Origin of the sequence: Streptococcus caecimuris (genome assembly GCF_943193075.1) — a bacterium.
GTDB lineage: Bacteria > Bacillota > Bacilli > Lactobacillales > Streptococcaceae > Streptococcus > Streptococcus caecimuris.
In genome coordinates, this window is sequence record NZ_CALPCT010000001.1 from 133,317 (window position 1) to 159,849 (window position 26,533).

At 43.1% G+C, this 26,533-nt stretch carries 28 protein-coding genes and 2 pseudogenes; 3 read left to right on the forward strand and 27 right to left on the reverse strand.

What is annotated here, in order from left to right:
* Positions 1 to 88: 88 nt before the first annotated feature.
* The 4 genes from frr to rplK form a co-directional block, all read right to left on the reverse strand.
* Positions 89 to 646: a ribosome recycling factor gene (gene frr / locus NFR56_RS00640; RefSeq protein WP_003005165.1), complete on the reverse strand. Its 558-nt coding sequence runs from the start codon at positions 644 to 646 to the stop codon at positions 89 to 91.
* A 19-nt stretch (positions 647 to 665) separates the two neighbouring features.
* On the reverse strand, positions 666 to 1,397 hold the full coding sequence (gene pyrH / locus NFR56_RS00645; protein WP_003005706.1) for a UMP kinase: 732 nt from the start codon (positions 1,395 to 1,397) through the stop codon (positions 666 to 668).
* A 163-nt stretch (positions 1,398 to 1,560) separates the two neighbouring features.
* A complete protein-coding gene (gene rplA / locus NFR56_RS00650; protein WP_003005355.1) occupies positions 1,561 to 2,250 on the reverse strand; it encodes a 50S ribosomal protein L1 in 690 nt (229 codons plus the stop codon).
* Between the two features lie 97 nt (positions 2,251 to 2,347).
* Positions 2,348 to 2,773: a 50S ribosomal protein L11 gene (gene rplK / locus NFR56_RS00655; RefSeq protein WP_003005369.1), complete on the reverse strand. Its 426-nt coding sequence runs from the start codon at positions 2,771 to 2,773 to the stop codon at positions 2,348 to 2,350.
* A 160-nt stretch (positions 2,774 to 2,933) separates the two neighbouring features.
* Between rplK and NFR56_RS00660 the strand changes: the two genes are divergently transcribed.
* On the forward strand, positions 2,934 to 3,278 hold the full coding sequence (locus NFR56_RS00660; RefSeq protein ID WP_023918773.1) for a DUF3397 family protein: 345 nt from the start codon (positions 2,934 to 2,936) through the stop codon (positions 3,276 to 3,278).
* A 190-nt stretch (positions 3,279 to 3,468) separates the two neighbouring features.
* Here NFR56_RS00660 and NFR56_RS00665 read toward each other — a convergent pair whose 3' ends face one another.
* The 6 genes and pseudogenes from NFR56_RS00665 to NFR56_RS00685 all read right to left on the reverse strand — a co-directional run bounded on the left by NFR56_RS00665 (position 3,469) and on the right by NFR56_RS00685 (position 10,091).
* Positions 3,469 to 5,787: an HAD-IC family P-type ATPase gene (locus NFR56_RS00665; protein ID WP_251457055.1), complete on the reverse strand. Its 2,319-nt coding sequence runs from the start codon at positions 5,785 to 5,787 to the stop codon at positions 3,469 to 3,471.
* A gap of 8 nt (positions 5,788 to 5,795) precedes the next feature.
* On the reverse strand, positions 5,796 to 6,182 hold the full coding sequence (gloA2, locus tag NFR56_RS00670) for an SMU1112c/YaeR family gloxylase I-like metalloprotein (RefSeq protein ID WP_251457057.1): 387 nt from the start codon (positions 6,180 to 6,182) through the stop codon (positions 5,796 to 5,798).
* Between the two features lie 66 nt (positions 6,183 to 6,248).
* A pseudogene (locus tag NFR56_RS09870) lies at positions 6,249 to 7,703 on the reverse strand (DNA translocase FtsK); the annotation flags it as partial.
* A gap of 149 nt (positions 7,704 to 7,852) precedes the next feature.
* Positions 7,853 to 8,609: pseudogene (locus NFR56_RS09875) on the reverse strand (DNA translocase FtsK); the annotation flags it as partial.
* Between the two features lie 150 nt (positions 8,610 to 8,759).
* Positions 8,760 to 9,263, reverse strand: a complete 504-nt coding sequence (locus tag NFR56_RS00680; RefSeq protein WP_118095441.1) for a hypothetical protein — start codon at positions 9,261 to 9,263, stop codon at positions 8,760 to 8,762.
* 63 nt (positions 9,264 to 9,326) lie between these two features.
* Positions 9,327 to 10,091 carry a hypothetical protein gene (locus tag NFR56_RS00685; protein WP_182322040.1) on the reverse strand — a complete coding sequence of 255 codons (765 nt, stop codon included), beginning with the start codon at positions 10,089 to 10,091 and terminating at the stop codon, positions 9,327 to 9,329.
* A gap of 239 nt (positions 10,092 to 10,330) precedes the next feature.
* Here NFR56_RS00685 and NFR56_RS00690 point away from each other — a divergent pair, with 239 nt between their 5' ends.
* Positions 10,331 to 11,176, forward strand: coding sequence for a peptidylprolyl isomerase (locus NFR56_RS00690; RefSeq protein WP_118095442.1), 846 nt, complete (start codon positions 10,331 to 10,333; stop codon positions 11,174 to 11,176).
* A gap of 312 nt (positions 11,177 to 11,488) precedes the next feature.
* On the opposite strand, the gene NFR56_RS00695 is transcribed toward NFR56_RS00690, so the two are convergent.
* The 8 genes from NFR56_RS00695 to tmk all read right to left on the reverse strand — a co-directional run bounded on the left by NFR56_RS00695 (position 11,489) and on the right by tmk (position 17,545).
* A complete protein-coding gene (locus NFR56_RS00695; RefSeq protein WP_003005197.1) occupies positions 11,489 to 13,030 on the reverse strand; it encodes an ABC-F family ATP-binding cassette domain-containing protein in 1,542 nt (513 codons plus the stop codon).
* A gap of 363 nt (positions 13,031 to 13,393) precedes the next feature.
* On the reverse strand, positions 13,394 to 13,747 hold the full coding sequence (locus NFR56_RS00700) for an arsenate reductase family protein (protein WP_070665453.1): 354 nt from the start codon (positions 13,745 to 13,747) through the stop codon (positions 13,394 to 13,396).
* A 5-nt stretch (positions 13,748 to 13,752) separates the two neighbouring features.
* Positions 13,753 to 14,244, reverse strand: coding sequence for a methylated-DNA--[protein]-cysteine S-methyltransferase (locus NFR56_RS00705; protein WP_070665454.1), 492 nt, complete (start codon positions 14,242 to 14,244; stop codon positions 13,753 to 13,755).
* Positions 14,228 to 14,809, reverse strand: coding sequence for a GNAT family N-acetyltransferase (locus NFR56_RS00710; RefSeq protein WP_031576369.1), 582 nt, complete (start codon positions 14,807 to 14,809; stop codon positions 14,228 to 14,230). The genes NFR56_RS00705 and NFR56_RS00710 overlap by 17 nt, the downstream gene beginning before the upstream one ends.
* Positions 14,810 to 14,826: 17 nt before the next feature.
* Complete coding sequence (rsmI, locus tag NFR56_RS00715; protein ID WP_134974130.1) at positions 14,827 to 15,684, reverse strand: 16S rRNA (cytidine(1402)-2'-O)-methyltransferase; 858 nt, start codon at positions 15,682 to 15,684, stop codon at positions 14,827 to 14,829.
* A gap of 2 nt (positions 15,685 to 15,686) precedes the next feature.
* The gene (yabA, locus tag NFR56_RS00720; protein ID WP_049497826.1) at positions 15,687 to 16,007 is read right to left on the reverse strand and encodes a DNA replication initiation control protein YabA; all 321 of its coding nucleotides are present in this window, start codon (positions 16,005 to 16,007) and stop codon (positions 15,687 to 15,689) included.
* 9 nt (positions 16,008 to 16,016) lie between these two features.
* Positions 16,017 to 16,910, reverse strand: coding sequence for a DNA polymerase III subunit delta' (locus tag NFR56_RS00725; protein WP_049472084.1), 894 nt, complete (start codon positions 16,908 to 16,910; stop codon positions 16,017 to 16,019).
* Positions 16,907 to 17,545, reverse strand: a complete 639-nt coding sequence (gene tmk, locus NFR56_RS00730) for a dTMP kinase (RefSeq protein ID WP_049472085.1) — start codon at positions 17,543 to 17,545, stop codon at positions 16,907 to 16,909. The genes NFR56_RS00725 and tmk overlap by 4 nt, the downstream gene beginning before the upstream one ends.
* Before the next feature lie 149 nt (positions 17,546 to 17,694).
* Between tmk and NFR56_RS00735 the strand changes: the two genes are divergently transcribed.
* Entirely contained in the window at positions 17,695 to 18,582 is an 888-nt protein-coding gene (locus NFR56_RS00735; protein WP_070595295.1) for a YitT family protein, read from the forward strand.
* A gap of 283 nt (positions 18,583 to 18,865) precedes the next feature.
* On the opposite strand, the gene NFR56_RS00740 is transcribed toward NFR56_RS00735, so the two are convergent.
* The 9 genes from NFR56_RS00740 to upp form a co-directional block, all read right to left on the reverse strand.
* The gene (locus NFR56_RS00740; protein WP_251457063.1) at positions 18,866 to 19,522 is read right to left on the reverse strand and encodes a CBS domain-containing protein; all 657 of its coding nucleotides are present in this window, start codon (positions 19,520 to 19,522) and stop codon (positions 18,866 to 18,868) included.
* Positions 19,523 to 19,971: 449 nt separating this feature from the next.
* Positions 19,972 to 20,682: an ABC transporter ATP-binding protein gene (locus tag NFR56_RS00745; RefSeq protein ID WP_003005434.1), complete on the reverse strand. Its 711-nt coding sequence runs from the start codon at positions 20,680 to 20,682 to the stop codon at positions 19,972 to 19,974.
* Entirely contained in the window at positions 20,682 to 21,446 is a 765-nt protein-coding gene (locus NFR56_RS00750; RefSeq protein ID WP_003005595.1) for an ABC transporter ATP-binding protein, read from the reverse strand. Before NFR56_RS00750 ends, NFR56_RS00745 begins: the two co-directional genes overlap by 1 nt.
* Positions 21,446 to 22,393 carry a branched-chain amino acid ABC transporter permease gene (locus NFR56_RS00755; protein WP_003008278.1) on the reverse strand — a complete coding sequence of 316 codons (948 nt, stop codon included), beginning with the start codon at positions 22,391 to 22,393 and terminating at the stop codon, positions 21,446 to 21,448. Before NFR56_RS00755 ends, NFR56_RS00750 begins: the two co-directional genes overlap by 1 nt.
* 3 nt (positions 22,394 to 22,396) lie before the next feature.
* Complete coding sequence (locus NFR56_RS00760; protein WP_021153669.1) at positions 22,397 to 23,266, reverse strand: branched-chain amino acid ABC transporter permease; 870 nt, start codon at positions 23,264 to 23,266, stop codon at positions 22,397 to 22,399.
* 81 nt (positions 23,267 to 23,347) lie between these two features.
* Complete coding sequence (locus tag NFR56_RS00765; RefSeq protein ID WP_214254695.1) at positions 23,348 to 24,505, reverse strand: ABC transporter substrate-binding protein; 1,158 nt, start codon at positions 24,503 to 24,505, stop codon at positions 23,348 to 23,350.
* A 108-nt stretch (positions 24,506 to 24,613) separates the two neighbouring features.
* Positions 24,614 to 24,892 (reverse strand): DUF2129 domain-containing protein, encoded by a 279-nt coding sequence (locus NFR56_RS00770; protein ID WP_014713703.1) that lies wholly within the window; start codon positions 24,890 to 24,892, stop codon positions 24,614 to 24,616.
* Between the two features lie 278 nt (positions 24,893 to 25,170).
* Positions 25,171 to 25,761: an ATP-dependent Clp protease proteolytic subunit gene (locus NFR56_RS00775; RefSeq protein ID WP_003008286.1), complete on the reverse strand. Its 591-nt coding sequence runs from the start codon at positions 25,759 to 25,761 to the stop codon at positions 25,171 to 25,173.
* A gap of 133 nt (positions 25,762 to 25,894) precedes the next feature.
* A complete protein-coding gene (upp, locus tag NFR56_RS00780; RefSeq protein ID WP_003005574.1) occupies positions 25,895 to 26,524 on the reverse strand; it encodes a uracil phosphoribosyltransferase in 630 nt (209 codons plus the stop codon).
* Positions 26,525 to 26,533 lie beyond the last annotated feature (9 nt).

Genomic DNA, 26,533 nt, shown 5'->3' on the forward strand with positions numbered 1-26,533 from the left:
TCCTCTTGCCTCTTCACAAGAATAATGGAAATAAAACCCAGCCAGCAGTGCCAACTGAGTCTTTCTTTCCTGTAATGGTTGGGATGGATTAAACTTCCATCAATTCTTTTTCTTTATGAGCTGTCATTTCATCTACATGCTTAACAGCGTCATCCGTAACTTTTTGGATCTCTTTTTCAAGACCTTTCAATTCATCTTCTGTGATTTCTTTTGCTTTTTCTTGTTTCTTCGCTTCATCCATAGCATCGCGGCGGATGTTACGGATCGCTACTTTAGCATTTTCACCCACTTTTTTCACTTCTTTTGCCAAGTCACGACGAGTTTCTTCTGTCAAAGCTGGGATAACCAAGCGGATAACAGATCCATCGTTGGCTGGAGTGATGCCAAGGTCAGAAGCATTGATGCTGTGCTCGATGTCTTTCAAAGATGATTTATCAAATGGTGTGATCAACAAGACACGTGCTTCTGGAATGGTGATCGATGCCAATTGGTTCAATGGTGTCTCTACTCCGTAGTATTCTACGAAAATACGATCCAAAAGACTTGCATTTGCACGTCCAGCACGGATGCTACCAAATTCACGTCCCAAACTTTGGTGAGACTGAGTCATTCTTTCTTTTGCTTTTTCTACGATTGGGTTTGCCATAATCTTCCTCTATTTTCTATTATTTTTCTACGTTATTCGATACGGTTGTACCGATATTTTCACCAAAGACAACGCGTTTGATATTGCCTGGTTCATTCATATTAAAGACAACCAAGTCAATGTCGTTGTCCATGGAGAGAGTAGAGGCTGTTGAATCCATGATGCGAAGACCTTTGTTGATCACATCACGGTGAGTCAATTCCTCAAATTTCACAGCTGAAGCATCTTTTTTCGGATCGGCATTGTAAACACCATCGACCCCATTTTTGGCCATGAGAATGGCATCTGCTTCAATCTCAGCTGCACGAAGGGCTGCGGTCGTATCTGTTGAGAAGTAAGGAGAACCGATCCCTGCACCAAAGATCACGATCCGATCTTTTTCAAGGTGACGAAGGGCACGACCACGGATATATGGTTCTGCAACTTGTTGCATAGCAATCGCAGTTTGAACACGGGTATCCACGCCAACTTGTTGAAGCGAATCAGCCATCACAAGAGCGTTCATGACAGTACCGAGCATACCTGTGTAGTCTGCTTGGACACGATCCATCCCTGCTTCAGCAGCAGGTTCTCCACGCCAAAGGTTTCCCCCTCCGATCACCAAGGCAATTTCAATTCCAAGTTCATGAACTTCCTTGATTTCTTGGGCCATATTTTGGACAGTTTTGATATCGATTCCGACACCACGTTCGCCGGCAAGAGCCTCACCAGATAGCTTGATTAAGATACGTTTATACTTAGGTTCTACCATTTTCTCTCTCCTTTTTTGATCTGTATTATTTTACCATAAATTACGTTTTTTATATAGTCATATCCATCAAAATTTTCTTTTTTCCATCCGATTAGTTTTACCAACTGTAGCAAATAAAAATGGAGTACAAAAAAAGCTACCCGAAGGCAGCTTTTCATTTCAATTAAAGTGAGTTAACATCCACTTTGATACCAGGACCTTGAGTTGTAGTCAAAGTCAAGCTAGTTACGTAAGTACCTTTAGCTGTAGCTGGTTTTGCTTTTTGGATTGTGTCGTTGAAAGCTTTAAAGTTTTCAACCAATTTAGTATCATCGAATGAAACTTTACCGATGATCGCTTGAACGATACCTGCTTTATCAGCACGGTAAGTGATTTTACCACCTTTAGACTCTTCAACTGCTTTCGCAACATCCATTGTTACTGTACCAGTTTTAGGGTTTGGCATCAAGTTACGAGGTCCAAGGACACGTCCAAGACGTCCAACAAGAGCCATCATGTCAGGTGTAGCGATAACTACGTCGAAGTCCAACCAACCATCGTTGATTTTCGCAACAAGGTCATCTTCACCTACGAAGTCTGCACCAGCAGCTTTTGCTTCTTCAGCTTTTGCACCACGTGCAAATACAAGAACGCGAGCTGTTTTACCAGTTCCGTTTGGCAATACCATTGCACCACGGATTTGTTGGTCAGCTTTTTTCACGTCGATGTTCAAGTTGTATGCAACTTCTACAGTTGCGTCAAATTTTGCAAAGTTAGTTTCTTTTGCAAGAGCTACAGCTTCTTCTACGCTGTAGACTTTTGTGCTGTCGATTTTTTCAAGAGCAGCACGAAGTTGTTTGCTTTTTTTAGCCATTTTATCTTTCTCCTTGTAATGTGGTCATATCGATTTTCATCTCCCACGTCACTCGTCATTTGATCAAGTGTATTGCGGGCAAATAGGATTGTTACAATTAGTCAGTAACAGTGAATCCCATAGAACGAGCAGTACCTTCGATCATACGCATTGCAGACTCAATGTTTGCAGCGTTCAAATCTGGCATCTTAGTTTCAGCGATTTGTTGTACTTGTGCACGAGTTACAGTTGCAACTTTCGTTTTGTTCGGTGTACCTGAACCTTTTTCAACACCTGCAGCTTTTTTCAAAAGAACAGCAGCTGGTGGTGTTTTTGTAACGAAATCGAATGATTTGTCTTCATAAACAGTGATAACAACTGGGATGATCATTCCAGCTTGATCAGCTGTACGAGCGTTAAACTCTTTAGTGAATCCCATGATGTTGATACCTGCTTGACCAAGCGCTGGACCAACCGGTGGAGCTGGAGTAGCTTTACCAGCAGGGATTTGCAATTTTACAAGTTTTTCGACTTTTTTAGCCATTTCTTAAATCCTCCTTTGTGGTTTTGGCGGTAATTACAGATTTTTACCTCCCACAAGTATGCTTTGTGCATACCTTTCTATTATACACGATTTCTCTTTTTTTGCAAGAAAAAATTAAAATATAGTAAACTTTTTTTTCGTTTTATGATAGAATGAAGCTATGTTAATCAAAGTTGCTTCTGTATTATTTATTTTTTTAACGCTGATTCTGAGCGGCATCATTGTTCACCTCTTTAAACTCCAAAAAAGAGGATGGCGATCCACCGATATTGCCTTTCCTTTATTTGCTTTGGAGTACTACCTGATTTCAGACAGCGCCTTTTACCACAGCCTCTTACCACTGCTGGCCTTGAGTCTTTCGCTTTTGGCCTTGGGGCTAACGGTTTATTTCTTAAAAAAGAAAAAGTGTTTTTATTATCCGAAATTTATCAAATACTTCTGGCGCGCTGGATTTCTAGTTACCTTCTTGCTCTATCTGATCTTAACCGCTAGTTTGTTTATCTAATGCCAAAAGGAGGCTGGGACAAAAGTCCTAGCCTCTTAATTGTTTTTGGATTATCGATCAAGACGCAGTGGTTGAGTGGTCTCTACCACGCTGATTTCATCAGCTTTTACAGCCCTACTCAACTGTGCGGAGGTGGGACGACGAAATCGAATTCTAACGAATTACCGATTTCTGTCCTACTCTCTTTTTTTTATTTCTTCCGATGGAAGAACCAGCCCACCAACTTCTTGAAGATTTGGATCAAGATGAGAGCAAGAACGGCCATGACAGCGCAGATAACCAGTGTTTGGATCCTCAAGGGGCTCATGTTAAAGAATTTCCCTAGGATACTGCTTGAAACCAAGAAGGCTAGGATATTTCCTAGAAGAACCAGTCTCTTGTAGTGATTGAGAGGCTGGGATTCTTGATAGATGATGGTAAAGCCGACGAAGGCCATCAAGCAGATGGCTGCACTTGAGAGCTCTTCCGACCTCATGCCAAATGCTGAAGAGAGCAAAACCAAACTAAAGATCAGTATAAAATCCGTCAAGGCAGCAGGTAGCGCATTTTTAAAGACCGTTTCGATAAAGCGCCCTTTGATGCGCTCGCTATTGGGCTCAAGCGCTAGAAAGAATCCTGGAATCCCAATCGTAAAACCACTGATCAAAGACATCTGCGATGGCATGATGGGATAGGTAAAGGCTAAGAGCGTCACTGAGATAGCCAACAAGATAGAAAAGATATTCTTGATCAAAAAGAGACTGGCTGATCGTTGAATATTATTGACCACCCGCCGCCCTTCTGCCACGATGGACGGCATCTTCCCAAAGTCAGAATCCAGTAAGACCACTTGCGCCATCTTCTTGGTCGCATCGTTTCCAGATTCCATCGCAATACTACAATCCGCTGTTTTGAGGGCAAGAATATCGTTGACGCCATCTCCAGTCATGGCGACTTTATGCCCCTTTGCCTGCAAACCTTCTACAAGGCTTTTCTTTTGCTCTGGTGTCACCCGACCAAAGACCGTATATTGGCTCGCCGCCTGGTGCAATTCTTCTTCCGTCAGTAAGGTTCTGGTATCGATTAGATCCTCTGCTCCTTCAATGCCTGCTTTTTGTGCAATAGCTGAGACTGTAGCAGGGTTGTCCCCTGAAATGACCTTAATGGTCACTCCTTGTTGTTTGAAGTAGGTGAAGGTTTCTTTGGCATTTTTTCTCAAAGGATTGGAGAGAATAATCCAGGCTACCAAGTCTACAGGAGCCTCTAAAGTCTCTCCCAGGTGATCTCCCTTATATTTCCCAAAGGCCAAGACCCGATTGCCTGCCTGAGTAGCAGGAGCTATCTCTTGTTCAACCTCAGAGAAGCCCTCTCGTAAAACAAACTCTGGTGCACCTAATACATAGATCCCCGATTCAAAGGCAATCGCCCCATACTTTTTCTTAGACGTAAAGGGCTGAATGTCGAGAGCCTTCCAAGGCTGGCTTATTTGTGTCTTGTGAAATTTTCGGATGGCATCCATGGTATCGTTTTGATCCATACTAGCTCCTACATACTGAGCTAGGGCCTCCAAGTCTTGAGCGTCTTTAACTGGACGAATCTCTGTCACTTCCATACCTGGCTCTGTAATGGTCCCCGTCTTATCGACACAAAGGATATCCACGCGCGATAAGGTCTCAATCCCCTTCATGCTATTGAGCAGGACCTTTTCCTTGGCTAATCTGACAGCACCAAGAGCCAGTGCCAAGGTCATCAAGAGATACAAGCCTTCTGGAATCATCCCAATCAAGGCCCCGACTGTTGAAGTCACACTAAGCTTGAGACTATCGCCTAGACTGATATAGCTGCGAAGAAAAAGGAGCGAACCTAGCGGAATGATAAGGAGACCAATGATCCCCACAATACGATTGACCGCATGGACCATGTCAGACTCCTCATGAGACTTGACTTGCTTGGCTTCCAGGCTCAATTGGTTGATGTAGGAGTCATTCCCAACTTTTTCTAGTCGCGCTAAACCTTGACCAGCGATCACAAAACTACCTGACATGAGTGCGTCTTGTGCTCCTTTTTTGACCTCATCGGCTTCACCGGTCAATTGCGACTCATCGACTTTTAGATCGCCCTCCAGCAAGACCCCATCCGCATAGATCTGGTCTCCAGCTTGAAAGCGAACTAGATCGCCCTCCACCAGCTGATCGATAGGTAGAGCGACTTCTTTTCCTTCTCGAAGAACGATCGCCTCACTCATATGTAGAAATTGCATCTGACGCAAGATCCGTCGAGAGCGGACTTCCTGCACAATTCCTACCAAGGAGTTGACCACGACGACCGGGACAAACAAGAGATTGTTCCAAGACTTCACTGCTACCAGCAAGACCGCTAAGACCAGGAAAATCAGATTAAAGTAAGTAAAGACATTGTCTCGAATGATCTGCCCAATACTTTTTTCTGTCTTAATCGTGACCTTATTTTGCTTGCCCTCTTGGATCTTTTTTGCTACTTCTTCCTGACTGAGTCCTTCTAATCTATCCATTGCTTTCCTCACTCATGTATTTCCAAAGGCAATCCTTCTGGATCGAAGAAAAATGCCATCTTCTTGCCATCAAAATCATCATAGCGAAGGCCTGTATTCTCAATACCTAGCTGATCCAATCTAGCTAGATAGGTCTCTACATCGTCCACTTGAAAGGCCAGATGACGCAGTCCCGCATGCTCGGGCAAGGGGAGCTTAGGCCGTTCTGGGGCCTTCGGTTTGATAAAGAGTTCTAAAGTCAGCTCCCCCTGACGGAGATTGATCAAGATATCTCCGCGTTCGGGACGGTCATACTCACTGACAATCGCAAAGCCCAACTGGTCCACATAAAAGTGCAGCATAGCGTCGCGCTCCCGTCCAATGATGGCAATATGATGAATCGTGTCTAACTTCATCTGGTCCTACTTTCTATTTTCTATAAAAAGAAAAGGGAGTGGGGCATATGCCCTTTTTCCCTATCCTTATGATTGTTGCAATACTTTTCGAGGCTTGGTCCCTTCAGCCGGGCCAATCACACCCGCTGCTTCCAACTCTTCCATGAGGCGAGTCGCCCGGTTAAAACCAACCGATAAGCGGCGCTGGATCATCGAAGCACTGGCTTTTTGGGTCTCGATAACAAGCGCTTTGGCCTCTTCAAAGAGAGGATCACCTTCATCTGAGCCACCCATACCTCCATCAAAGTCTGACTCCGATACTTCGCCTGGATCAAAGGCATCATCATAATCGGCTTCTGCCTGCTCTTTGACAAAGTTGACAATCCGCTCCACATCGTCATCTGAGATAAAGGATCCTTGTAGACGGATTGGATGATTTTCATCGATCGGTTTAAAGAGCATGTCCCCACGACCGAGCAGTTTCTCTGCGCCATTTTCATCCAAGATGGTCCGTGAGTCGGTCCCAGATGATACCGCAAAAGCGACACGGGAAGGCACATTGGCCTTGATCAAACCTGAGATAACGTCAACCGATGGCCGTTGGGTCGCCAAGATCATGTGGATCCCGGCTGCACGCGCCTTTTGTCCAAGGCGAATAATAGCATCTTCCACTTCTTTACTTGCGACCATCATCAAGTCTGCCAACTCGTCGACAATGACCACGATCAAAGGAAGGGGCACTTGCTTCATCTCAGACTGGGCATTGTACTCAGCCACCTTGGCATTAAAGCCAGCAATATTGCGAGCACCCACTTTTGAGAAGAGCTCGTAGCGATTTTCCATCTCATCAACGACCTTCTGCAGGGCCCGACTGGCCTTGCGTGGGTTGGTCACCACTGGAATCAAGAGGTGAGGAATATCATTGTAAACAGAAAGCTCCACCATCTTTGGATCGACCATCATAAACTTGACTTCGTCTGGACGAGCCTTCATCAAGATACTCGAAATAATCCCATTGACCGCTACTGACTTACCAGATCCGGTAGACCCCGCTACCAAGAGGTGGGGCATCCGAGCCAAATCAAAGGTCCGAGCTGAGCCATCTACAGCCTTCCCAAGAGGAATCTCAAGGAGTTTAGCTGGATCTGTTTTGGACTGTTCCCACAATTCACGGAAAGAAACCGTCGCAATCTCTGAGTTGGGCACTTCAATCCCGACCAGAGACTTCCCTGGAATTGGTGCTTCAATCCGCACATCCTTGGCAGCTAGGGCCAAGGCCAAATCATCTGCTAGGTTGGAAATGCGGTTGACACGCACACCGACAGCTGGCTTGACTTCATATTTGGTAACAGAAGGACCGATTTCCGCCCGCTCCACTGTCGCCTTGATATTGAAGCTTGCAAAGGTCTCTTCCAAAATACGGATGTTCTGGCGAACGATATTTTTCTCTTTGGATTGATTTTTCGGCTTGTCAGGTGCGAAGAGATCAATCGTTGGAAGCTTGTACTGGAGGAGTTCCTTAGGTGTGAAATCCACTTGAACTTCTTCTCCATCGTCCTCGAATTCTTCGGCTTCCGGAAGCTCTTCGTATGCTTCAGGCTCTTCAGGCCATTCTTCATCTGGCAGGTAGATCTCTGGTGTTGCTGGTGCGAAAATTTCGGCTTCTGGGAAGGTCTCTGTGAACGGCTCTTCCGCCAGCACCTCTCCCGTTTCAGGGTCTACAGGATGCCCTTCCATAGAAAGGGGAGTTGGAAGAACTGCACTTGCTTCTTCTTGCTCTCTTTCAGCTGCCGCAGCTTCCTCAGCAGCTCTCGCTTCCTTTTCAAGGAACTTCTGCTCGCGACGTTCTTTGCGTTTTTCCATAGAAGCGTGGAAGGCTTCTGAACCCTTTTCAAACAAATCATAGATGGAGTAAGGACTCATCAAGAGGATCCCCAATCCGATAAAGAGAAGGCCAATAAAATAAGAGCCAATATTTGAAAAGAGGAAGGAAATCGGAGCATAAAGAAGGGCACCGATCATACCACCACCGGCAAAGCTCTCCACCCGCAGATGAATCAGGTCTGCCATGATTCTTGAAAAGGTGACCTTGATCCCATTATTGTCTAAATGAAGGGAGGATACAAAGAAGGCCTGAAACATCAAGAGAAGTCCAGCAAAGAAGCTTAGGAATCCTGAAATAACCCCTTCGTGTTTGTCCAGCCATTTAAAGGCATAAAGGTAGAAAAAGGTCGCTAAAATAGCCAAGTAAGCCAAACTCCCAACAAACAGTCGGATTAAGTTGTAGGCCAAGACCCCTACTGCTCCCAATTTCAAGGCCGCAAAGACTAAAACCAGACTAATCAGAATGGTCACAATCATGCGGTGAATTGCTTTTTTTCTTTCTAATTCTGCTTTGGACAGTCGTCTCGTCGACCGTGTTTTTTTTGATTGATTATTGTTTGCCATAACTTTTATTATATCACAATTCCAAGCCAGTTCTCTAGTAAAATCATTTCCTCAATTTTGCGCCATAAAGCAAAAACAGCACCGAGTGGGCACTGTTCTTTAGAGCTGTTTAGAACGATATTCAATGACGTTCAAATTCCAAAATGGATCTTATTTAGATTTTTTATCATCTGGAGTGATGGTATCTAGAACTTGGTCGAATTTTTGCTCTCTTTCCAAGTCATGATCCAATTGAATGATATCGACTTGATCTTGTAGATTTGTCTGCGGAACTTGTGGTTTGTATGACGAGACAAATCCTACTCCAATCACCAGTAGACTCGCTCCAAGGACGCAAAGTCTTTTGACATGCCAAGCCATCGGCAAGGGAATTTTTGCTCCGAAACCTGATTTCTTGACCCAATCCGGATGGTCTCGCATCACGCGATTTGCTGCCATCAGAGGCTTCAAGTAGCCAAAGAGCGCAATGACCGTTGTCAAACCAATACCCCGAAAACGATTCTGATTGGACGGAGAAACATGGTTCACATCCATAAATACCATTCCCGTAATCACTAAAATAATGACCAGTAATAAGCCCAAAGATCTCCAAAGAACTTCTCTACGGTAACATTTCAATTCATCAAACGACATCTCGTTAAAATTCTTATTCATTTTTCAATAACTCCTTGTGTTTTCTCAGGTTCTTTCATTTAATCTCTATTTCGATTGTAGAATTTACAGATGATTGCCTTCATCCTTCAAGTATCGTTTAGCCTTTCGAACGATATAGAGCGACTCATCTTCTGAGACTAACTTGTGAAAGAGATCGTTTGCTCTATGCTTATCTCCTTTGAGAGCAGCATTCAAGGCTTGGTAGTAGATGATTTCCAACTGCTGGTACTTGAAGTCATTGCTTAAGTCTTCAAAATAATCATTGCTTTGGTGCGCAATGGTTAAATCATAAAGAGCGAGACAGACCTCTTTTGTTTTCTCAGCCAGTGTAGGGGCTGTAATGGTCAATCCATTTAACTGAGCCTCTAGCTCTTCTCTAGACAAATCAGGATCTGTCAGGACGATCGAACGAATAAGATAACTTTCAAAAAAGTTCTTATATTTCTGCGGTAGTGCCGTCTGACTGAGTGCTTCTCTAGCTTCCTTGATGACAGCATCGAAATCTCCCATCATAAAAGAATAGGCGACCGATGTTAGCTTCATATCTATCTGTAAAATGGGCTTTTTCACATTCTTATTCAACTGAAGGTATTGCTGCCAAAAAGCTAAATCTAAGTCTACATGGAGCAAGGTGTTGCACTTGTTGGTATAGCTTTTCTTGAGCAATTGGATGAATAAAATCAAGCCTGCAAGTACCAATAAAACGCCAGCAGTCTGAAGAAGAGTATCCCTGACCACTAATCCAATGCAAAAGATCAGAAGCATTGCTAACAAGCCTGCAGATCTAATATAGAGTCTATAGTTTTTGCGTAGAGTTTTATAATCCAATTTGTAGCCTCCTATTCATGATACGGTTTTTGAGGGAATTCGTTCATTTTCAAACAAATTAACATATCTCCCATCATACCGAATTTTCCATCTATACGCAACTTCCTTCTTAATTAGTGATTTATCAAATGTTATCAATCTTGAAACAACCTCAGAAAATAGAGAATCCCGTCCAGATTTGAAAGTATCGCAAAATTAAGGTACAATAGAGAAAGACAACTATGTTGGAAAGGAAGAATATGAAAAAATTAATCGCACTACTATTATTTTCCGGCTTGGCTTTGACAGCTTGTTCGTCCAATAAGACTGACGCTAGCTCTTCAAGCGCAAGCAAAGAAAAGACAGAGCAGACAGCAACTTCTAGCTCTAGTGAAAAAGATCAAAAGAAAATTGAAGAAGAACAAAAGAAATTAGAACAACTGCGCAAAGATTTTAACGATGCCATGACCAATGAAAATGCCGTCTTCCCACAACTCTCAACTGATGTGGCTGAAGACGAAGCGGAGGTTAAAATCACTACGACTGAAGGCGATATCACTGTGAAGCTTTTCCCTAAATATGCGCCCCTTGCAGTTGAAAACTTCTTGACCCACGCAAAAGAAGGCTACTACAATGGCTTGCTTTTCCACCGTGTTATTAACAACTTTATGATCCAAACTGGGGATCCTAAAGGAGACGGTACGGGTGGCGAATCTATCTGGAAGGGCAAAGACAAATCCAAAGATTCAGGTACTGGTTTTGAGAATGAGTATTCTCCATACCTTTACAACCTTCGTGGAGCCCTTGCCATGGCCAATTCTGGTCCAAATACCAATGGTAGTCAATTCTATATCAACCAAAATAAGGATGATATTTCAAGTAAACTCCCAACTGACCGCTTCCCAGCTAAGATCATCGATGCTTATAAAAATGGTGGAAATCCAACCCTCGATGGTGGTAACTACACTGTCTTTGGTCAAGTGATCGATGGCATGGATGTGGTGGATAAAATCGCCTCTGCCGAAACTGATGATAAGGACAAACCAAAAACAGACATCAAGATTGAAAAAATCGAGATCTTAAAAGACTACAATTTCAAGAAATAATGAAAAGAGAACCAAACGGTTCTCTTTTTCTATCAAATGTAAATTTTTCTTAGAAACTTTCCTTAGGTGAGTACGGACGTCAGCGAACTTCTGCGAAGTTCCATGACTAATTATTGAGCCTAAGGTCTCAATAATTCCGTGTGCCTGAAACAAATCTGTTTCAGGCACTTTTCTCACTGCGGAATGTTTCGGTCATTACTTGACTAAATTTAAAAATAGAATCATTTAGATTTTTTGAATTACTTGTGCCGCCTTATGTAAACAACAAAATTTCTTCATTCTAAAAAGCGAGACAAGTTTCTCTTTTTGTCTTTAAGTCAATTCATTAAAGTCCCAGATTTGGTCCATCCAGCCTTCATAGAAGTCTGGCTCGTGGCAAACCATGAGGATCGATCCCTTGTACTCTTTCAGAGCCCGTTTCAATTCTTCTTTGGCATCCACATCCAAGTGGTTGGTAGGTTCATCTAGTACCAAGACATTGTTTTCACGATTCATCAAGAGACAGAAGCGTACCTTGGCTTGTTCTCCACCGGATAGCACCTGGATTTGGCTCTCGATATGTTTGGTCGTCAAGCCACAGCGGGCAAGTGCGGCACGAACTTCTGCTTGGTTGAGAGCCGGAAAGGCATTCCAGACTGCTTCAAGCGGTGTCTGGCGATTGCCCCCTTCGACCTCTTGCTCGAAATAGCCAAGCTCTAGGTAATCTCCACGCTCGACTTCACCAGCGATCGGTGGGATAATTCCTAACAAGCTCTTCAAGAGAGTGGTTTTCCCGATCCCGTTGGCCCCGATGATGGCCACCTTTTGATTGCGTTCAAAGGTTAGGTTCAAAGGCTTGGTTAAAGGACGGTCATAGCCAATCTGAAGATCCTTGGCCTGGAAGATAAAGCGTCCAGGAGTCCGGGCATTCTTAAATTCAAAGGAGGGTTTCGGTTTCTCACTTTGCAACTCAATGAGTTCCATCTTGTCCAGCTTCTTCTGACGAGACATGGCCATATTCCGTGTCGCCACACGCGCCTTATTGCGGGCTACGAAATCTTTCAAATCAGCAATCTCTTTTTGCTGGCGCTCATAAGCCGCTTCCAATTGCGATTTCTTCATTTCATAGACTTCAAGGAATTGGTAGTAGTCTCCTGAATAGCGGGTTAACTGCTGATTTTCCACATGGTAGACGATATTGATCACATCATTCAAGAAAGGAATGTCGTGGGAAATGAGGACAAAGGCATTTTCATAATTCTGCAAATAGCGTTTGAGCCAATCGATGTGCTCTGCATCCAAGTAGTTGGTCGGCTCGTCCAAGAGAAGGATATCTGGTTTTTCAAGGAGCAATTTAGCCAAAAGGACCTTGGTCCGTTGCCCACCTGACAAGGAGGTCACATCCGTATCCATGCCAAAGTCCATGACCCCAAGAGCACGCGCCACTTCATCAATCTTGGCATCCAAGGTATAAAAATCACGACTTTCTAGACGCTCTTGAAGTTCCCCAACCTCTTCCATCAAAGCATCGACATCGGCTCCCTCTTCCGCCATGGCCATATAGAGGTCATTGATGCGAGCTTCAGCTGTGAACAACTCATCAAAAGCGGTCCGTAAGACATCGCGAACCGTTTGTCCTTCTTCTAAGACCGAATGCTGGTCCAGATAACCTGCTGTCACGTACTTAGACCACTCAACCTTTCCTTCGTCTGGTTGCATTTTACCCGTCACGATGCTCATGAAGGTCGATTTCCCCTCACCATTGGCCCCGACAAGACCGATATGCTCTCCCTTTAACAAACGGAAGGACACATCCTCAAAAATCGCCCGGTCCCCAAAACCGTGACTCAAATTTTTCACTTCTAAAATACTCATGCTTGACTCTCTTTCATTGATTTCACTCGTATGATTATATCATCTTCACTGCAAAATGAAAAGGGAGCCCAACTCCCTTTAGAATATATATAAATAAATTATAAGTAAGATAGGTTACGCGATTTTGTCAAGAAATCAAAATAAGTTCTAACTTATGAATCTCATAAAGAATATACCGAAACTTTCCGCCGTGAGAAAAGTGCTAGAAACATTATTGTTTCTAGCACTCGGGAGTTTTGAGACCTTAGGCTCAAAACTAAGTCATGGAACTTCTTTGAAGTTCGCTGACGTCCGTACTCACCTAAGGAAAGCTTCTGGCATACTTTTATTATATATCTGAAGAAAACCCAACTCCCTTTTCTTTTACAAACCTAATTCTGCGTATGGTTTTCGGTAGCCCACTTGAACAACTTTTCCGTCTTTGACAAGCAAAGGCCGCTTGATCAGCATACCGTCTGAAGCAAGGAGATCCGCCGCTTCTTTCACTGTCAGTTGATCCACCTTATCTTTCAAACCGAGTTCACGGTATTTCATTCCGCTAGTATTGAAGAAAGACTTGATCGGTAGGCCAGATGCTGCCATCCAGTCTTGCAATTCTTTGCTAGTCGGTGTTTCTGTGACAATGTTTTGGCTTTGGAACTCACATTGGAGACCGTCCAATTCTGATTTAGCCTTTCGACAAGTCGAACATTTTGGATATTCAATAAAGGTATACATCGATTTCACTTCTCCTTCCAGGTAATTCCTTCGTGTTGTAAGAGCCAGCGTTTGCGATCGAGTCCAGACGCGTAGCCCGTCAGTTGTCCATCTTTTCCCATCACACGGTGACAAGGGACTAAGATCGTCAAGGGATTGCGTCCGACAGCCTGTCCCACGGCCTGGGCTGAACCACAAGAAAGATCCTGGGCAAGTTGGCCATAGGTCTTGGTCTCACCATATGGGATCTCTCGCAATAACTGCCACACCCGCTCTTGAAAGGCTGTCCCTTGCGGTGCTAGTGGAAAGCTGATAGCGATTGGCTCCCCAGCAAAATAGTGATCCAACCACTCCTTTACCTTATCATGGTAGGGATGGATCTGTTCCAGCGCCCCATAGGGATCAGGAGCATCCTCTTTCGGATCATAAAAATCAAGCTCTACAAGGCCTTCTTCACTGACAATGATCGAAAGAAGCCCCATAGGGCTTTCATAAAATTGTTTAAGATAGAGAGTCATTGTAGGCTGCTTCTGCTCTTTGGTCCCAGCGGTCCTCTTCTGAGACCACTTGGAATAGACTAGTTTCTGCTTTTCGTTTGATCTTTTGATAAGCCAGACGGACTCCATCAATAGGGACCTTTCCACAATAATGGTAGCCCAATTTTTCAAGCAAATGTTGCATGACCAGATTATCCGGGTGGGTATCGCAACGGAAATCTGGCCCTTTTTCTCCTTCGATTAAACCTTGAAGGAAGGTCTGAGCCACCCCTTTCCCAGCAGCTTCTTTGGCTACAGCGACACGGTGAAAAGTGACATACATATAATTGTCATGCTCCCACTTGCCATCATAAATCTCATTATAGGCCGCTTCATTTCCCTTGTGGACGGCCGCATAGGCGACAACTTCCTGATCTTCAACGGCCACATAGCCACGACTTTCTAGAATATCTTCAAAAATGATCTCTTCATCTGGATAGCCATCCTGCCACTGGTCGACCTGTCTTTGAGCCAGGCTTTCCTTGGCATCTTGGATGATTTCCATAATTCGCTTAATCTCGTTGGGATAAGCCATTCTAATTTCCATCCTGCTTCCAACCTTTCCTAGTCTTGATGGTAACGAGCATAGAGCTCACTCTTTTGCAGGCCGTATTGTTTGGCGACCTGTTTAATTGCTTGATTCTTCTTCATGCCCTCTTGGACCAAGGTGTCGATCTCTTGGATCAAGTCGACCTCTTCTAGGTCTAGTTCTTCTTCCTTGGCTCCTTCGACGATCAAGAGGCACTCCCCTTTGAGAGGATTTTCTTCAAGAAATGCGACTAACTCAGAAATACTGCCGCGAGTATATTCCTCGTAGATCTTGGTTAATTCACGAACCAATACGACAGGACGATCCCCATAGACAGCCAACATATTCTCTAGGGTTGCCTTCACTCGATGGGGAGACTCATAAAAGATCTGGGTCTCAGGATAGGCCACTTTTTCTTGGAAAAAAGCCTTCTGTTGCCCCTCTTTGCGAGGCAGAAATCCATAAAAAATATGAGGTTGAGGGGCTAGGCCACTGGCAATCAAACCCGTAATCCCCGCACTAGGACCAGGAACAGCTACGACAGGAATCTCTCGTTCAATCGCTGCCTTGACTAAATCATGACCGGGGTCAGAGATACTAGGGAGTCCTGCATCTGAGACTTGCGCCACATCCTTTCCGGATTCTAAATGGGCGATTAGATCTGGAATTTTCTCCATGGCATTGTGCTCATGAAAGCTGGTCTGGGGTGTCGTAATCTCAAAATGCTTGAGCAAGAGGCCTGTATTTCTAGTATCCTCAGCTGCGATCAAGTCCACATCCTTTAAGGTCTGGACCATGCGGTAACTCATATCCTCACGGTTACCGATCGGTGTTGGAACCAGGTAAAGCACCCCTGTTTTCTTTTCCCCTTTAAAACTTCGTTGGATCTGCATGCTTACTCCCTAAATAACAACTCGTCACAAAACATACACTCTTCATCGTTCTCACGGCGTTGACCATAGGAATAAGTGCAGATATGAAAGCCGTCGTTGTATATACGTTGCAAATTTTCACGACCATGGTGTTGGGACTTTGTGGATGAAGTCTTCTCAACTTCCCCCAACCGCTCTCTCAATTTATCATTTTCTAAGCGAAGAGCTGTATTTTCTTCGATGACTTGTTTCAAATTTTTCTTGATGGCTTCGACTTCAGCCAAGGTGACCAACAAATTCTGAGAAAAGCCGTCTAAAGCATCAAATAATTCTTTTTTATTCATTCTGACTCCTTAACTTTCTAAGCTCAAAACCATATATTCTAGAGCATTTTGAAAAGAAACATTTGCCTTCCACATCCTGCGAGCAAGACTCAATTTCTCAAGCAACTGCTGGGATCTACTCAAACGCAACTGCTCTTCTAAAGCCAACTCCATCAAACGAAAGGCCTGGCTTTGTTTTTCCTTATCATCTGCTAGACTCACTAAGCGGGTCACTTCCAAATAGGCGCGATTCAAATTGGATTGACAACGTTCGATAAACTGATCACAAACTTTTGCTAGTTCAAAAAACGTAGCATTCTTTTTTTGCTGCTCTGCCTCTTCAAGACTAAAACTAAAACGAGCTACTAGACTTGCCTGCGATTTGATCAAGCCTTCTTTTTCTAGCAGTTCGGTTAGGTAGGCTTGCTTTTTAGGAAAATGGACCTGCTGGGCCCGACTCTTGATGGTCGGTAAGATCAAGTTTTCATCGGATGTCAACAAGAAGAGATAAATCTCACTCTGGGGCTCTTCCATGACTTTTAAGAGAGAGTTGGCCGCATTGGTATGCATCTTATCCGCATCTTGGACGATAAAGACCTGCCGACTTCCTTCAAATCCTGATTGAGAAAAGTCTTGAACCAGCGAACGAATGCGGTCCGTCTTAATGATCTGGTTGACTGGACGCACGATTTTCACGTCTGAGAATTCTTCTTCAGCAATCAAGCGGCAGGAACGGCATTTGCCACAAGGCCAGACTCCCTGCAAATCTTCGCAAAATTGACTTTGAGCTAGCAAGAGGGCCATCTCAAAACTGGCAAAAGAACCCGTAAAGAGATAAGCATGACTGAGCTGTTTGTGTTCTAAGATCTGGGTGAAACGCTCCACCAATTCTGGCTGAAGCTGTTGGATCTCTTCTAGCTTCATTTCAATATCCCCAAGCGATTTTCTAAAACAGCCAAGACATCCGCAAAAACTGCTTCAAAGGATTGACTGGCATCGATTTTCACAATGCGCTCTGGTTCCTTTTCATACAAGGCCAAATAACCTTGTCTGACTTTTTGGTGAAGCTCCAATCCTTCCAAATCCAAACGATTGACTTCCCGCTCTTGGTTTTTCGCAATTCGAGCGAGCCCTTCTTCGACATCCAGATCAAAGTAAAGGGTGAGATCTGGTTTAAGACCATCTGTCGCGAATTGATTGAGCCACTCGATATCTTCCACACTCAGACCGCGACCATACCCTTGATAAGCGACCGAGCTATCAATAAAGCGGTCCATCAAGACGATTTTCCCAGCTGCAAGGGCTGGCAAGACGCGTTCTACCAAATGCTGCCGGCGACTAGCAATATAGAGCAACAACTCGGTCTTGGCATCCATACTAGTATGGTCTGGATCTAAAATGACTTGGCGGATCTTTTCTGCAATGTCTACACCGCCTGGTTCACGGGTTGTAATAAAAGGAATTCCTTTTTCTTCAAGTAGAGGCAAAACGGCTTCTAGGACCGATGATTTCCCCGCTCCTTCTGGACCTTCAAATGAAATTAATGTACCGTTTACCATAGTATCCTCTTTCTAGTTTTCTACTTTTTATTTTACCAAAAATAAGGGTAAAAATCTTGTATTTTAGGAGAGAAAATTTTTCAAAGTCATTTTCATTTTTTCACTTTTTTGTTACAATGTTCTTATAAAGTTTTAGGAGACAACCTATCATGTTTAAATTTAAAGATATTCTGGCTATCATCTTGGGGGCCGGCATTTTTTCATTTGGGATCTATTTTTTGGTCATTCCCTTTCACTTCTATGAAGGAGGAGCGACAGGGATTACCTTGATCACCTATTACCTCTTAAAAGTCCCCGTATCCCTGATGAACTTGCTGATCAATATCCCTCTTTTCGTTCTGGCTTGGAAACTGCTGGGCAAGAAATCTCTTTATCTGAGCTTACTTGGGACTTTCTCGGTTTCGGCATGGATGGCAATTTTTGAAGCTATGCCTCTCAGCCACCACTACCATCACTTTATCTTTACAGCCTTTAAAGGAGATATTCTGCTTGCCTGTATCGCCTCAGGGGTTGTGCTTGGTTTGGGGCTAGGGATCATCTTCAATGCTGGAGGAACCACTGGAGGAACCGATATCCTCGCTCGCATCTTTAACAAATACACTTCCCTCAGTATGGGAAAGCTCATGTTGATTGTAGATGCCATTGTTCTGACAACTGTGGTCATTGTCTTCCAAGATGTCCGTACCGCTATGTATACCCTCTTCTTTATCCTGATTGACACCCTTGTGATCGACTTGATTGGAGAAGGTGGTTTTGCTGGAAAAGGCTTCCTTATCGTTACATCCAAACCAGAAGAAATTGCCAAAAAGGTTTCTGACGATCTGGGTCGCGGGATTACCTTTATCCGCGGGATGGGCTATTACAGCCGTAAGGACCTGGATATCGTCTACTGTGTCGTTTCACGGAATGAGATGAAACAAATGAAAGACATCATTAATCAGATTGATCCATTCGCCTTTATCACCATTTCTGAAGCCCATGAAATTCTCGGCGAAGGCTTTACTTTAGATAAAGAAAAACAACCCATTAATCGTTAATAGAAATAAGGCTAGATTTTCATCTAGCTTTTTTTCTATTTACGATTTTCCTTAGGTGAGTACGGACGTCAGCGAACTTTCACAAAGTTCCATGACTAATTTTTGAGCCTAATGTCTCAAAAATTCCGAGAGCATGAAACAAGTATGTTTCATGCTCTTTTCTCACGGCGGAAAATCTTAGAATACACGTCATGATTAATAAAATCATAATTATTTTTATAGAATTTATTAGGTTACCTTATACAAAAATCAGGCTACATTGTCATCCAGCCTGATTTTTCTATTAAATTGCTTTTGCGGTTGTTCGAGTGATTTCATCAACTTTCAAACCGTTGGCTTCAAATTTACTACGGATTCCTTCTAGATCTGTCACCCCATCAATTTGGACTTCGATAACCACACGATCGTCTTTTGTTGGGATATTGACTGTATTGGCGATGTTATACCCTTCTTCTACAATCAAGTGAATGATTTGTTCTAGAACGCCAACCTTATCTTCTGTCACAAAGCGAACACGAACTCCTTCTTCTCCATAACCGGATACTTCAAGGAAAGCACGGAAAATATCACGGTCTGTGATGACACCGGATACTTGGTCATTGTCCACGACTGGAAGAATTCCCACCTTGTTCTTATACATGAGGTAGGTCGCATCTTCTAAGCTCGCAAATTTAGAGACGTTAATGACATCGCGAAGCATGACATCTTTGACCTTGGTCTTGTTCAACAGATAGTTCATCTCGAAAATAGACAAGCTTGTTGCTTTAGATGGACTTGCTTCTGCAATCGTACCTTCTGTCACCAAACCAACCAATTTATCATTTTCAATGACTGGCAAACGGTGCAAACCTTGTTCGCGCATCAAATCTGCCGCGTGGGCAATTGTAGTATCTGGACTAATGTAAACCACTTTACGTGTCATAAAATCTTTAACAGCCATAACAAGTTCTCCTATGCTTTTATTAGTTTTATTATACTTGATTTCAAGAATGATTTCAAACGCTTTCAGCAGTTTTCTCTTGTTTTCAAAATTTAGAAAAATCAAACAAGAGAGATGAAAAAAGAAAGGTCTTCAGGACCTTTCTTTCGAACATATTCAAACTGTTTTTCCTATAAAATGAGATTAATGTTTCTTCATAATAGAAATTATGCTTTTTTTTTTGAATCATTTGGGAGTATATTGAAACTTTCCGCCGTGAGAAAAGTGCTAGAAACATTATTGTTTCTAGCACTCGGGAGTTTTGAAACCTTAGTTTCAAAACTAAGTCATGGAACTTCGTAGAAGTTCGCTGACGTCCGCACTCACCTAAGGAAAGTTTCTAAATTATCTTTGTCATCAATCCGAAGAAAGGTTTAGCTAACTTTTCCTTTCAAAAAACTTTAGAAATCTTATCCACCAAGGTAGGCCTTGCGGACTTCTTCTGAGGCTAAGAGTTCTTTTCCTGTTCCAGTAAGAACGACTTTCCCTGTTTCCAAAACATAACCGCGGTCTGCGATGGCAAGAGCCTTGTTGGCATTTTGCTCGATCAAGAGAACAGTTGTCCCTTGTTTTTGGATATCTTGGATGATATCAAAAATTTCTTGGATAAAGATTGGGGCCAATCCCATAGAAGGTTCATCCAGAAGCAAGAGTTTTGGCGTTGACATAAGTGCACGACCCATTGCAAGCATTTGTTGTTCCCCACCAGATAGGGTTGCTGCATCTTGGTTCTTCCGTTCTTCCAAACGTGGGAAACGAGAAAAGACTTTCTTCAAGTTAGCTTGATTTTCTTCTCGATCTTTTTTCAAGAAAGCTCCCATCTCCAAGTTTTCCATAACGGTCAAACCTGGAAAGACGTGGCGGCCTTCTGGAACTTGAGAGAGTCCTGCTGCTACAATCTTTTGAGCCGGAACCTTTTGAATCTCCTGACCCAAAAATTCGATTTTCCCAGCACTTGGACGCACCAAACCTGAAATGGTACGAAGAATAGATGTTTTCCCAGCACCGTTAGCACCGATAAGAGAAACAACTTCCCCTTCGTTTACCTCGAAACTGACATCACGGACAGCCTGGATCATGCCATAGTGTACAGAAAGATTTTCAACTTTTAACATAGACATTAGGCTTCACCTCCTAGATAGGCTTCGATTACGCGTTTGTTGGTCTTGATTTCATCTGGCGTACCATGGGCAATCAAGCGACCATATTCCAATACATAAATCCGTTCTGTTACTTCCATGACCAAGCTCATATCGTGCTCGATCAACATGATCGTAATATTGAATTCTTTTTGAATGCGACGGATCAATTGGGTCAATTCTGCTGTTTCTTGAGGGTTCATCCCTGCAGCAGGTTCATCCAAGAAGAGGATTTTTGGCTCTGTAGCAAGGGCACGAACGATCTCCAAGTGACGTTGTTGTCCGTAAGCTAAGTTTTTGGCCAAGGTATCTGCTTCTTTTTCCAAACCAAAAATCGCTAACAATTCAAGAGCTTTCGCTTTCAAAGCTTCTTCATTCTTGTAATAGCTTGGCAAGCGGAAAAGACTCGCAAAGACATGTGGTTTATGGTGATTAGCAAAGGCAATCAAGACATTGTCCAAAACGCTCAAATCTTTAAAGAGACGAATATTTTGGAAAGTACGTCCCAGACCACCTGCAGCGATTTTATAGGGTGCTTTACCATTTAGCAACTGACCATCTAAGGTAATGGTCCCTTCACTTGGTTCATATACCCCTGTTAGGAGGTTGAAGAGGGTTGTTTTCCCGGCACCGTTGGGTCCGATCAAACCAACCAATTCCCCTTCATTAAGTTCCATGGTCACATCCCCAACGGCTGTCAAACCACCAAAGTTTTTTGTTAAATTTTTTACTTCAAGAAGTGCCATTAGTTAGCCTCCTTTTTTGAGAGTAGTTTTTTCAAGCTGAATTCCCATGTTCCAAGAAGACCACCTGGACGGAAGATCATCACGAGAATCAAAGCCAATGAGTAAATGATCATACGGACACTTGAGAAGTCTTGAAGCACCATGTTCAAGATACCTAAGACGATGGCTGCTACAACTGTTCCTGACATTGATCCTAAACCACCAAACACGACAATGATCAAGACATTAATGGTATTGGTGAAAGAGTAATCTTTCGGAACAACAGAGCCGATAAATCCGGCTTGGAGAGATCCAGCAATCGCCGCTGTGATCGCACCAAATACAAAGGCGATGACTTTGACCTTGGTCGTATTGATCCCAACAGATTCTGCCGCGATTTCGTCTTCACGAACAGAAAGGGTAGAGCGTCCAATTGGACTGCGTAAGAAGTTAATCGTAAAGATCGTTGTAATCACAACAAAGAGGTAAACCAATTGCCAAGTTGTAAAGGCTGGCAAACCAAGGATCCCAGCAGCCCCATTGGTGAGAGTACCACCATTAACGATCAAGATCCGGATGATTTCAGAAACCCCAAGTGTCGCAATCGCGAGGTAGTCCCCTTTCAAACGAAGGGTTGGAACCCCAACGATCAAGGCAACGACACCAGCAATCAAAGCACCTAAAACCATCGCGCCAAAGAAAGCCCCATAGGTTGGTGATTTGGAACCGAGAATAGCTGCAGAGTAGGCACCAATCGCCATAAATCCGGCATGGCCGAGTGAGAATTGACCTGAGAAACCAACGATGAGGTTCAAGCCAACTGCAAGGATAATATTAATTCCGATTTGTTCTAAAATTTGGATATAGAAGAGGTTGAGCACACCCGCTGCAACCAAGACTTGGATCAAGGCAAAACCTGCGACCAAAAGACCAAGCCAGACTAAATTCACTTTTAAATTTTGTTTCATGGCTTACACCTTCTCTTTCACATTTTTACCGAGGATACCTGCTGGACGGATGAGCAAGATTACAATCAAGATGGCATACACAATGGCATCACGGAAGTCTGAAAGACCGATCGCTGTAGCGAAGGTTTCCAACAAACCGATAACAAATCCACCTAGGGCAGCACCTGGAATGATTCCGATTCCTCCAAGAACCGCTGCGACAAAGGCTTTGATCCCTGGTGTCATCCCCATCAAAGGCTCGATCGAGTTGTAATACAAACCAATCAAGACACCACCAGCACCTGCCAAGGCTGATCCCAAAGCAAAGGTAAAGCTGATCGTACGGTTTACGTTAATCCCCATCAATTGAGCAGCATCACTATCGACAGATACAGCCCGCATGGCTTTCCCCATCTTTGTCTTTTGAATAATAAATTGAAGAGCGACCATCAAGAAAACAGACACTCCCAAGATCATCAACTGAATATTGGAGATTGAAATAGGACCGAAGTTGTAACGAACTGTTTTAATCACTTGCGGGAAGGAACGGGTATTGGCCCCTACGAAGAAGACCATCCCATATTCAAGCAAGAAGGAAACCCCGATGGCTGTGATCAAGGCTGCAATCCGAGTCGAATGACGAAGCGGACGATAAGCCAGGTATTCAATTACAACCCCTAAAATAGCTGTCCCAACCATGGCTAGGAGCAAGGCTACAAAGAAGTTCACTTTCCACGAGTTCAATAAGAAATATCCCATAAAGGCACCTACCATGTAGATATCCCCATGGGCAAAGTTGATCAATTTGATAATTCCATACACCATGGTATAACCAAGGGCCAAGAGTGCATAGACACTTCCCAAGATTAGACCGTTCACTAATTGCTGGAGCATTTGAACCATCCTTTCTAACAATAAAGAGCGAGGCCAGGAATTTTCATTCTCCCAGCCTCTTGTACAAACAACAAATGATAATTATGGTTTAACAGACTCAACAGATTTGACTTTACCATCTTTCAAGCCAATCATAAGAGCTGATTTAACCGGGTTGTGGTTCTTGTCAATTGACATTGTACCAGTCACACCTTCCAAGTCTTTCAACTTCGCAAGGTTATCTTTCAATTCGACAGAGTTCTTAGCACCTTTAGATGCTTCGGCAACCATGTAAACTGAATCATAAGCCAAAGCTGCGAACATTGAAGGTTCTTCATTGTATTTCGCTTTGTATGCTTCTACGAATTTCTTGGCTTTATCAGTCATTTCACCTTCAGTAGAGAATCCAGCTACGTAGTAGATGTCTGTAGCTGCAGCAGGTGTTGCTTGTTCAACGAATTTAGCATCGCTAAATCCATCTCCACCAACGATTGGTTGTTTGATTCCCATACCACGCGCTTGGTTTACGATCTTACCAGTTTCTGTGTAGTAACCTGGAAGAACAATCGCATCGAAGTCTTTATCTTTGATTTTTGTAAGGGCAGCTTGGAAGTCTGTATCCTTAGATTGGAATGTTTCTGTTGCTACGATTTCACCTTTGTAAGATTTCTTGAAGGCTTCAGCAATCCCTTTAGCATAGTCAGATGAGTTATCGTAGTAAAGAACGACTTTCTTCGCTTTCAAGTTATCAGTTGTGTACTTAGCAATGATTTTTCCTTGGAAGCTATCGATGAAGGTTGCACGGAAGAGGTAATCTTGACCTTTTGTCAAATCATCTTGAGTAGCTGATGGTGTTACCAATGGTACACCTGCTTTACCAGCATTGGCAACCGCTGCTGCAGTAGCCCCTGAAGTTGCAGGTCCTACAAGAGCGTTCACTTTTGATTGAGTGACAAGGTTTGTAGTGACTGTAGCTGCTTCAGCTGTTTCAGATTTGTTATCTTTATCTGTGACAACGATCTTCTTACCGTCAGCTCCACCCTTAGCGTTGATTTCATCAACGGCCAATTGAGCACCTTTTTGTTCAGCACTACCGTAGGCTGCTACTTCACCAGTTTTTTCAAAGTTAAAACCGACTTTTAGTTCCTTGCCGATTTCGTTACCAGTTGTGTTTGAACCTGAAGTAGAAACTTCACCACAAGCAGCAAGAAGAGCGACACTTGCAATGGTTAAAAATGAAAGAGCAAATTTTTTCTTCATTTGTAATGATCTCCTTAAATGAATCTTAAAATAAATACATTAAGAATATACCGAATTATCTGACAATTGTCAATAAAAAAAACGCAATCCATCAAATGATTGCGTTTTCTAACCTTCTGTGACCACAGATGGGGCCTCCAATCGTTGCAAACTCCCCACAAAATCTGTATCTAAATCTTTGAGATGGCAAGGCAAGACCTTTTTGACATAACGTTCTTTCTTTAAGTCTTCCATGACTTGATCGGCCTTGTCACTGTCCACATACAATTGGACATAACGGCATTTCTTAGAATGGTACAAGACATCTCCGACAGATTGTAATTTTTTCCCATCTCGATTGTAATACAATTTAACAATTAAGCCTGTTCTTTCTTGTTTCTCAAACATGGTCAATCCCTTTCTCGTTCTGTTACTAGTATATCAAATTTCAAGAAAAAGAACTACTCTTTTATGAGAGCAAAAAAAGAGAGTGGGACAGAAATCGGTCATTCGTTAGAATTCGATTTCGTCGTCCCACCTCCGCACAGTTGAGTAGGGCTGTAAAAGCTGATGAAATCAGCGTAGTAGAGCCCACTCAACCACTGCGTTTTGCTCGACAATCCAAAAATAATTGAGAGGCTAGGACTTTTGTCCCAGCCTCTTGACGGACCTTCCCATAGGATGGTTTAGTCCAATTTATTATTGGCCATGATTTCATCAATAAAGCCATATTCAAGCGTTTCTTGTGCACTCATCCAATTATCTCGCTCCGCATCAGCATGCACTTTTTCAATGGATTGACCTGAATTTTCCGCAAGGATTTTTTCCAAGTTATTCCGTGTTTTGAGCAAGTGTTCTGCTGCAATCGCCATATCGGTTTGTTGGGTACCACCACCAGTACCACCCATTGGTTGGTGAATCATATACTCAGCGTTTGGCAACATGAAGCGTTTGCCCTTCGCACCGCTTGAAGCGATGATAGTTCCCATAGAAGCGGCCATCCCCATGACAATAGTTTGGACATCTGACTTGATAAAGTTCATGGTATCTACGATGGCAAGACCTGCAGAGACAGAGCCTCCTGGTGTATTGATATACATATAGATATCTTTTGTATTATCTTGGGCATCCAAGAAGAGCAATTGAGCGATAATGGAGTTAGCCATTTGGTCCTCAACTGGTCCTGTTACCATGATAATTCGATCTTTCAACAGACGGGAATAAATATCGTAAGAACGTTCTCCACGACTGGTTTGTTCAATAACTACTGGAATCATCTATTCTTCTCCTTTAGTATCCATTCATTCTAACGATTCGTGAGGTTCAAAGTATATGTGCTATTATAAACCAATGGTCAAAAAAGGTCAAATCTTAAGCACCTTTCGGACTTATCTTATAATGAATGGTTTCTTATTTGGTACCGAATAAACGGTCACCTGCATCTCCAAGACCAGGAACAATGTAGCCATGTTCATTCAAATGATCATCGAGGGCTGCTGTAAAGATATCAACATCTGGGTGAGCTTCTTGAAGAGCTTTTACCCCTTCTGGCGCTGATACTAGACAGACAAATTTGATATGGCTAGCGCCACGTTTTTTCAAGGAATCAATAGCTAGAATAGCGGATCCACCCGTAGCAAGCATTGGGTCTACTACAAAGATACGACGTTGATCAATATCTTCTGGCAATTTCACCAAGTATTCAACTGGTTTCAAGGTTTCTTCATCACGGTACATCCCGATATGGCCAACCTTAGCAGCTGGTACCAAACTCAAGAGACCATCAACCATCCCAATCCCTGCACGAAGAATTGGGACAATAGCCAACTTCTTCCCTGCGATTTGTTTTTGAACGGTTTTGGTAATAGGAGTTTCAATTTCAACATCCTCAAGAGGCAATTCACGCAACACTTCGTAGCCCATCAACATAGCAATCTCATCTACCAATTCACGAAAGGCCTTCGTAGAGGTATCTGTACGACGAAGAATAGACAATTTGTGTTGAATCAGTGGATGTGTAATAACTTCTAATTTTCCCATTTTGAGATC

Bases quoted from the DNA above. Each gene is read 5' to 3' on its own strand.
- frr (WP_003005165.1), bottom strand. From the start codon at position 646: ATGGCAAACCCAATCGTAGAAAAAGCAAAAGAAAGAATGACTCAGTCT.
- pyrH (WP_003005706.1), bottom strand. From the start codon at position 1,397: ATGGTAGAACCTAAGTATAAACGTATCTTAATCAAGCTATCTGGTGAG.
- rplA (WP_003005355.1), bottom strand. From the start codon at position 2,250: ATGGCTAAAAAAAGCAAACAACTTCGTGCTGCTCTTGAAAAAATCGAC.
- rplK (WP_003005369.1), bottom strand. From the start codon at position 2,773: ATGGCTAAAAAAGTCGAAAAACTTGTAAAATTGCAAATCCCTGCTGGT.
- NFR56_RS00660 (WP_023918773.1), top strand. From the start codon at position 2,934: ATGTTAATCAAAGTTGCTTCTGTATTATTTATTTTTTTAACGCTGATT.
- NFR56_RS00665 (WP_251457055.1), bottom strand. From the start codon at position 5,787: ATGGATAGATTAGAAGGACTCAGTCAGGAAGAAGTAGCAAAAAAGATC.
- gloA2 (WP_251457057.1), bottom strand. From the start codon at position 6,182: ATGAAGTTAGACACGATTCATCATATTGCCATCATTGGACGGGAGCGC.
- NFR56_RS00680 (WP_118095441.1), bottom strand. From the start codon at position 9,263: ATGAATAAGAATTTTAACGAGATGTCGTTTGATGAATTGAAATGTTAC.
- NFR56_RS00690 (WP_118095442.1), top strand. From the start codon at position 10,331: ATGAAAAAATTAATCGCACTACTATTATTTTCCGGCTTGGCTTTGACA.
- NFR56_RS00695 (WP_003005197.1), bottom strand. From the start codon at position 13,030: ATGAGTATTTTAGAAGTGAAAAATTTGAGTCACGGTTTTGGGGACCGG.
- NFR56_RS00700 (WP_070665453.1), bottom strand. From the start codon at position 13,747: ATGTATACCTTTATTGAATATCCAAAATGTTCGACTTGTCGAAAGGCT.
- NFR56_RS00705 (WP_070665454.1), bottom strand. From the start codon at position 14,244: ATGACTCTCTATCTTAAACAATTTTATGAAAGCCCTATGGGGCTTCTT.
- NFR56_RS00710 (WP_031576369.1), bottom strand. From the start codon at position 14,809: ATGGAAATTAGAATGGCTTATCCCAACGAGATTAAGCGAATTATGGAA.
- rsmI (WP_134974130.1), bottom strand. From the start codon at position 15,684: ATGCAGATCCAACGAAGTTTTAAAGGGGAAAAGAAAACAGGGGTGCTT.
- yabA (WP_049497826.1), bottom strand. From the start codon at position 16,007: ATGAATAAAAAAGAATTATTTGATGCTTTAGACGGCTTTTCTCAGAAT.
- NFR56_RS00725 (WP_049472084.1), bottom strand. From the start codon at position 16,910: ATGAAGCTAGAAGAGATCCAACAGCTTCAGCCAGAATTGGTGGAGCGT.
- tmk (WP_049472085.1), bottom strand. From the start codon at position 17,545: ATGGTAAACGGTACATTAATTTCATTTGAAGGTCCAGAAGGAGCGGGG.
- NFR56_RS00735 (WP_070595295.1), top strand. From the start codon at position 17,695: ATGTTTAAATTTAAAGATATTCTGGCTATCATCTTGGGGGCCGGCATT.
- NFR56_RS00740 (WP_251457063.1), bottom strand. From the start codon at position 19,522: ATGGCTGTTAAAGATTTTATGACACGTAAAGTGGTTTACATTAGTCCA.
- NFR56_RS00745 (WP_003005434.1), bottom strand. From the start codon at position 20,682: ATGTCTATGTTAAAAGTTGAAAATCTTTCTGTACACTATGGCATGATC.
- NFR56_RS00750 (WP_003005595.1), bottom strand. From the start codon at position 21,446: ATGGCACTTCTTGAAGTAAAAAATTTAACAAAAAACTTTGGTGGTTTG.
- NFR56_RS00755 (WP_003008278.1), bottom strand. From the start codon at position 22,393: ATGAAACAAAATTTAAAAGTGAATTTAGTCTGGCTTGGTCTTTTGGTC.
- NFR56_RS00760 (WP_021153669.1), bottom strand. From the start codon at position 23,266: ATGCTCCAGCAATTAGTGAACGGTCTAATCTTGGGAAGTGTCTATGCA.
- NFR56_RS00765 (WP_214254695.1), bottom strand. From the start codon at position 24,505: ATGAAGAAAAAATTTGCTCTTTCATTTTTAACCATTGCAAGTGTCGCT.
- NFR56_RS00770 (WP_014713703.1), bottom strand. From the start codon at position 24,892: ATGTTTGAGAAACAAGAAAGAACAGGCTTAATTGTTAAATTGTATTAC.
- NFR56_RS00775 (WP_003008286.1), bottom strand. From the start codon at position 25,761: ATGATTCCAGTAGTTATTGAACAAACCAGTCGTGGAGAACGTTCTTAC.
- upp (WP_003005574.1), bottom strand. From the start codon at position 26,524: ATGGGAAAATTAGAAGTTATTACACATCCACTGATTCAACACAAATTG.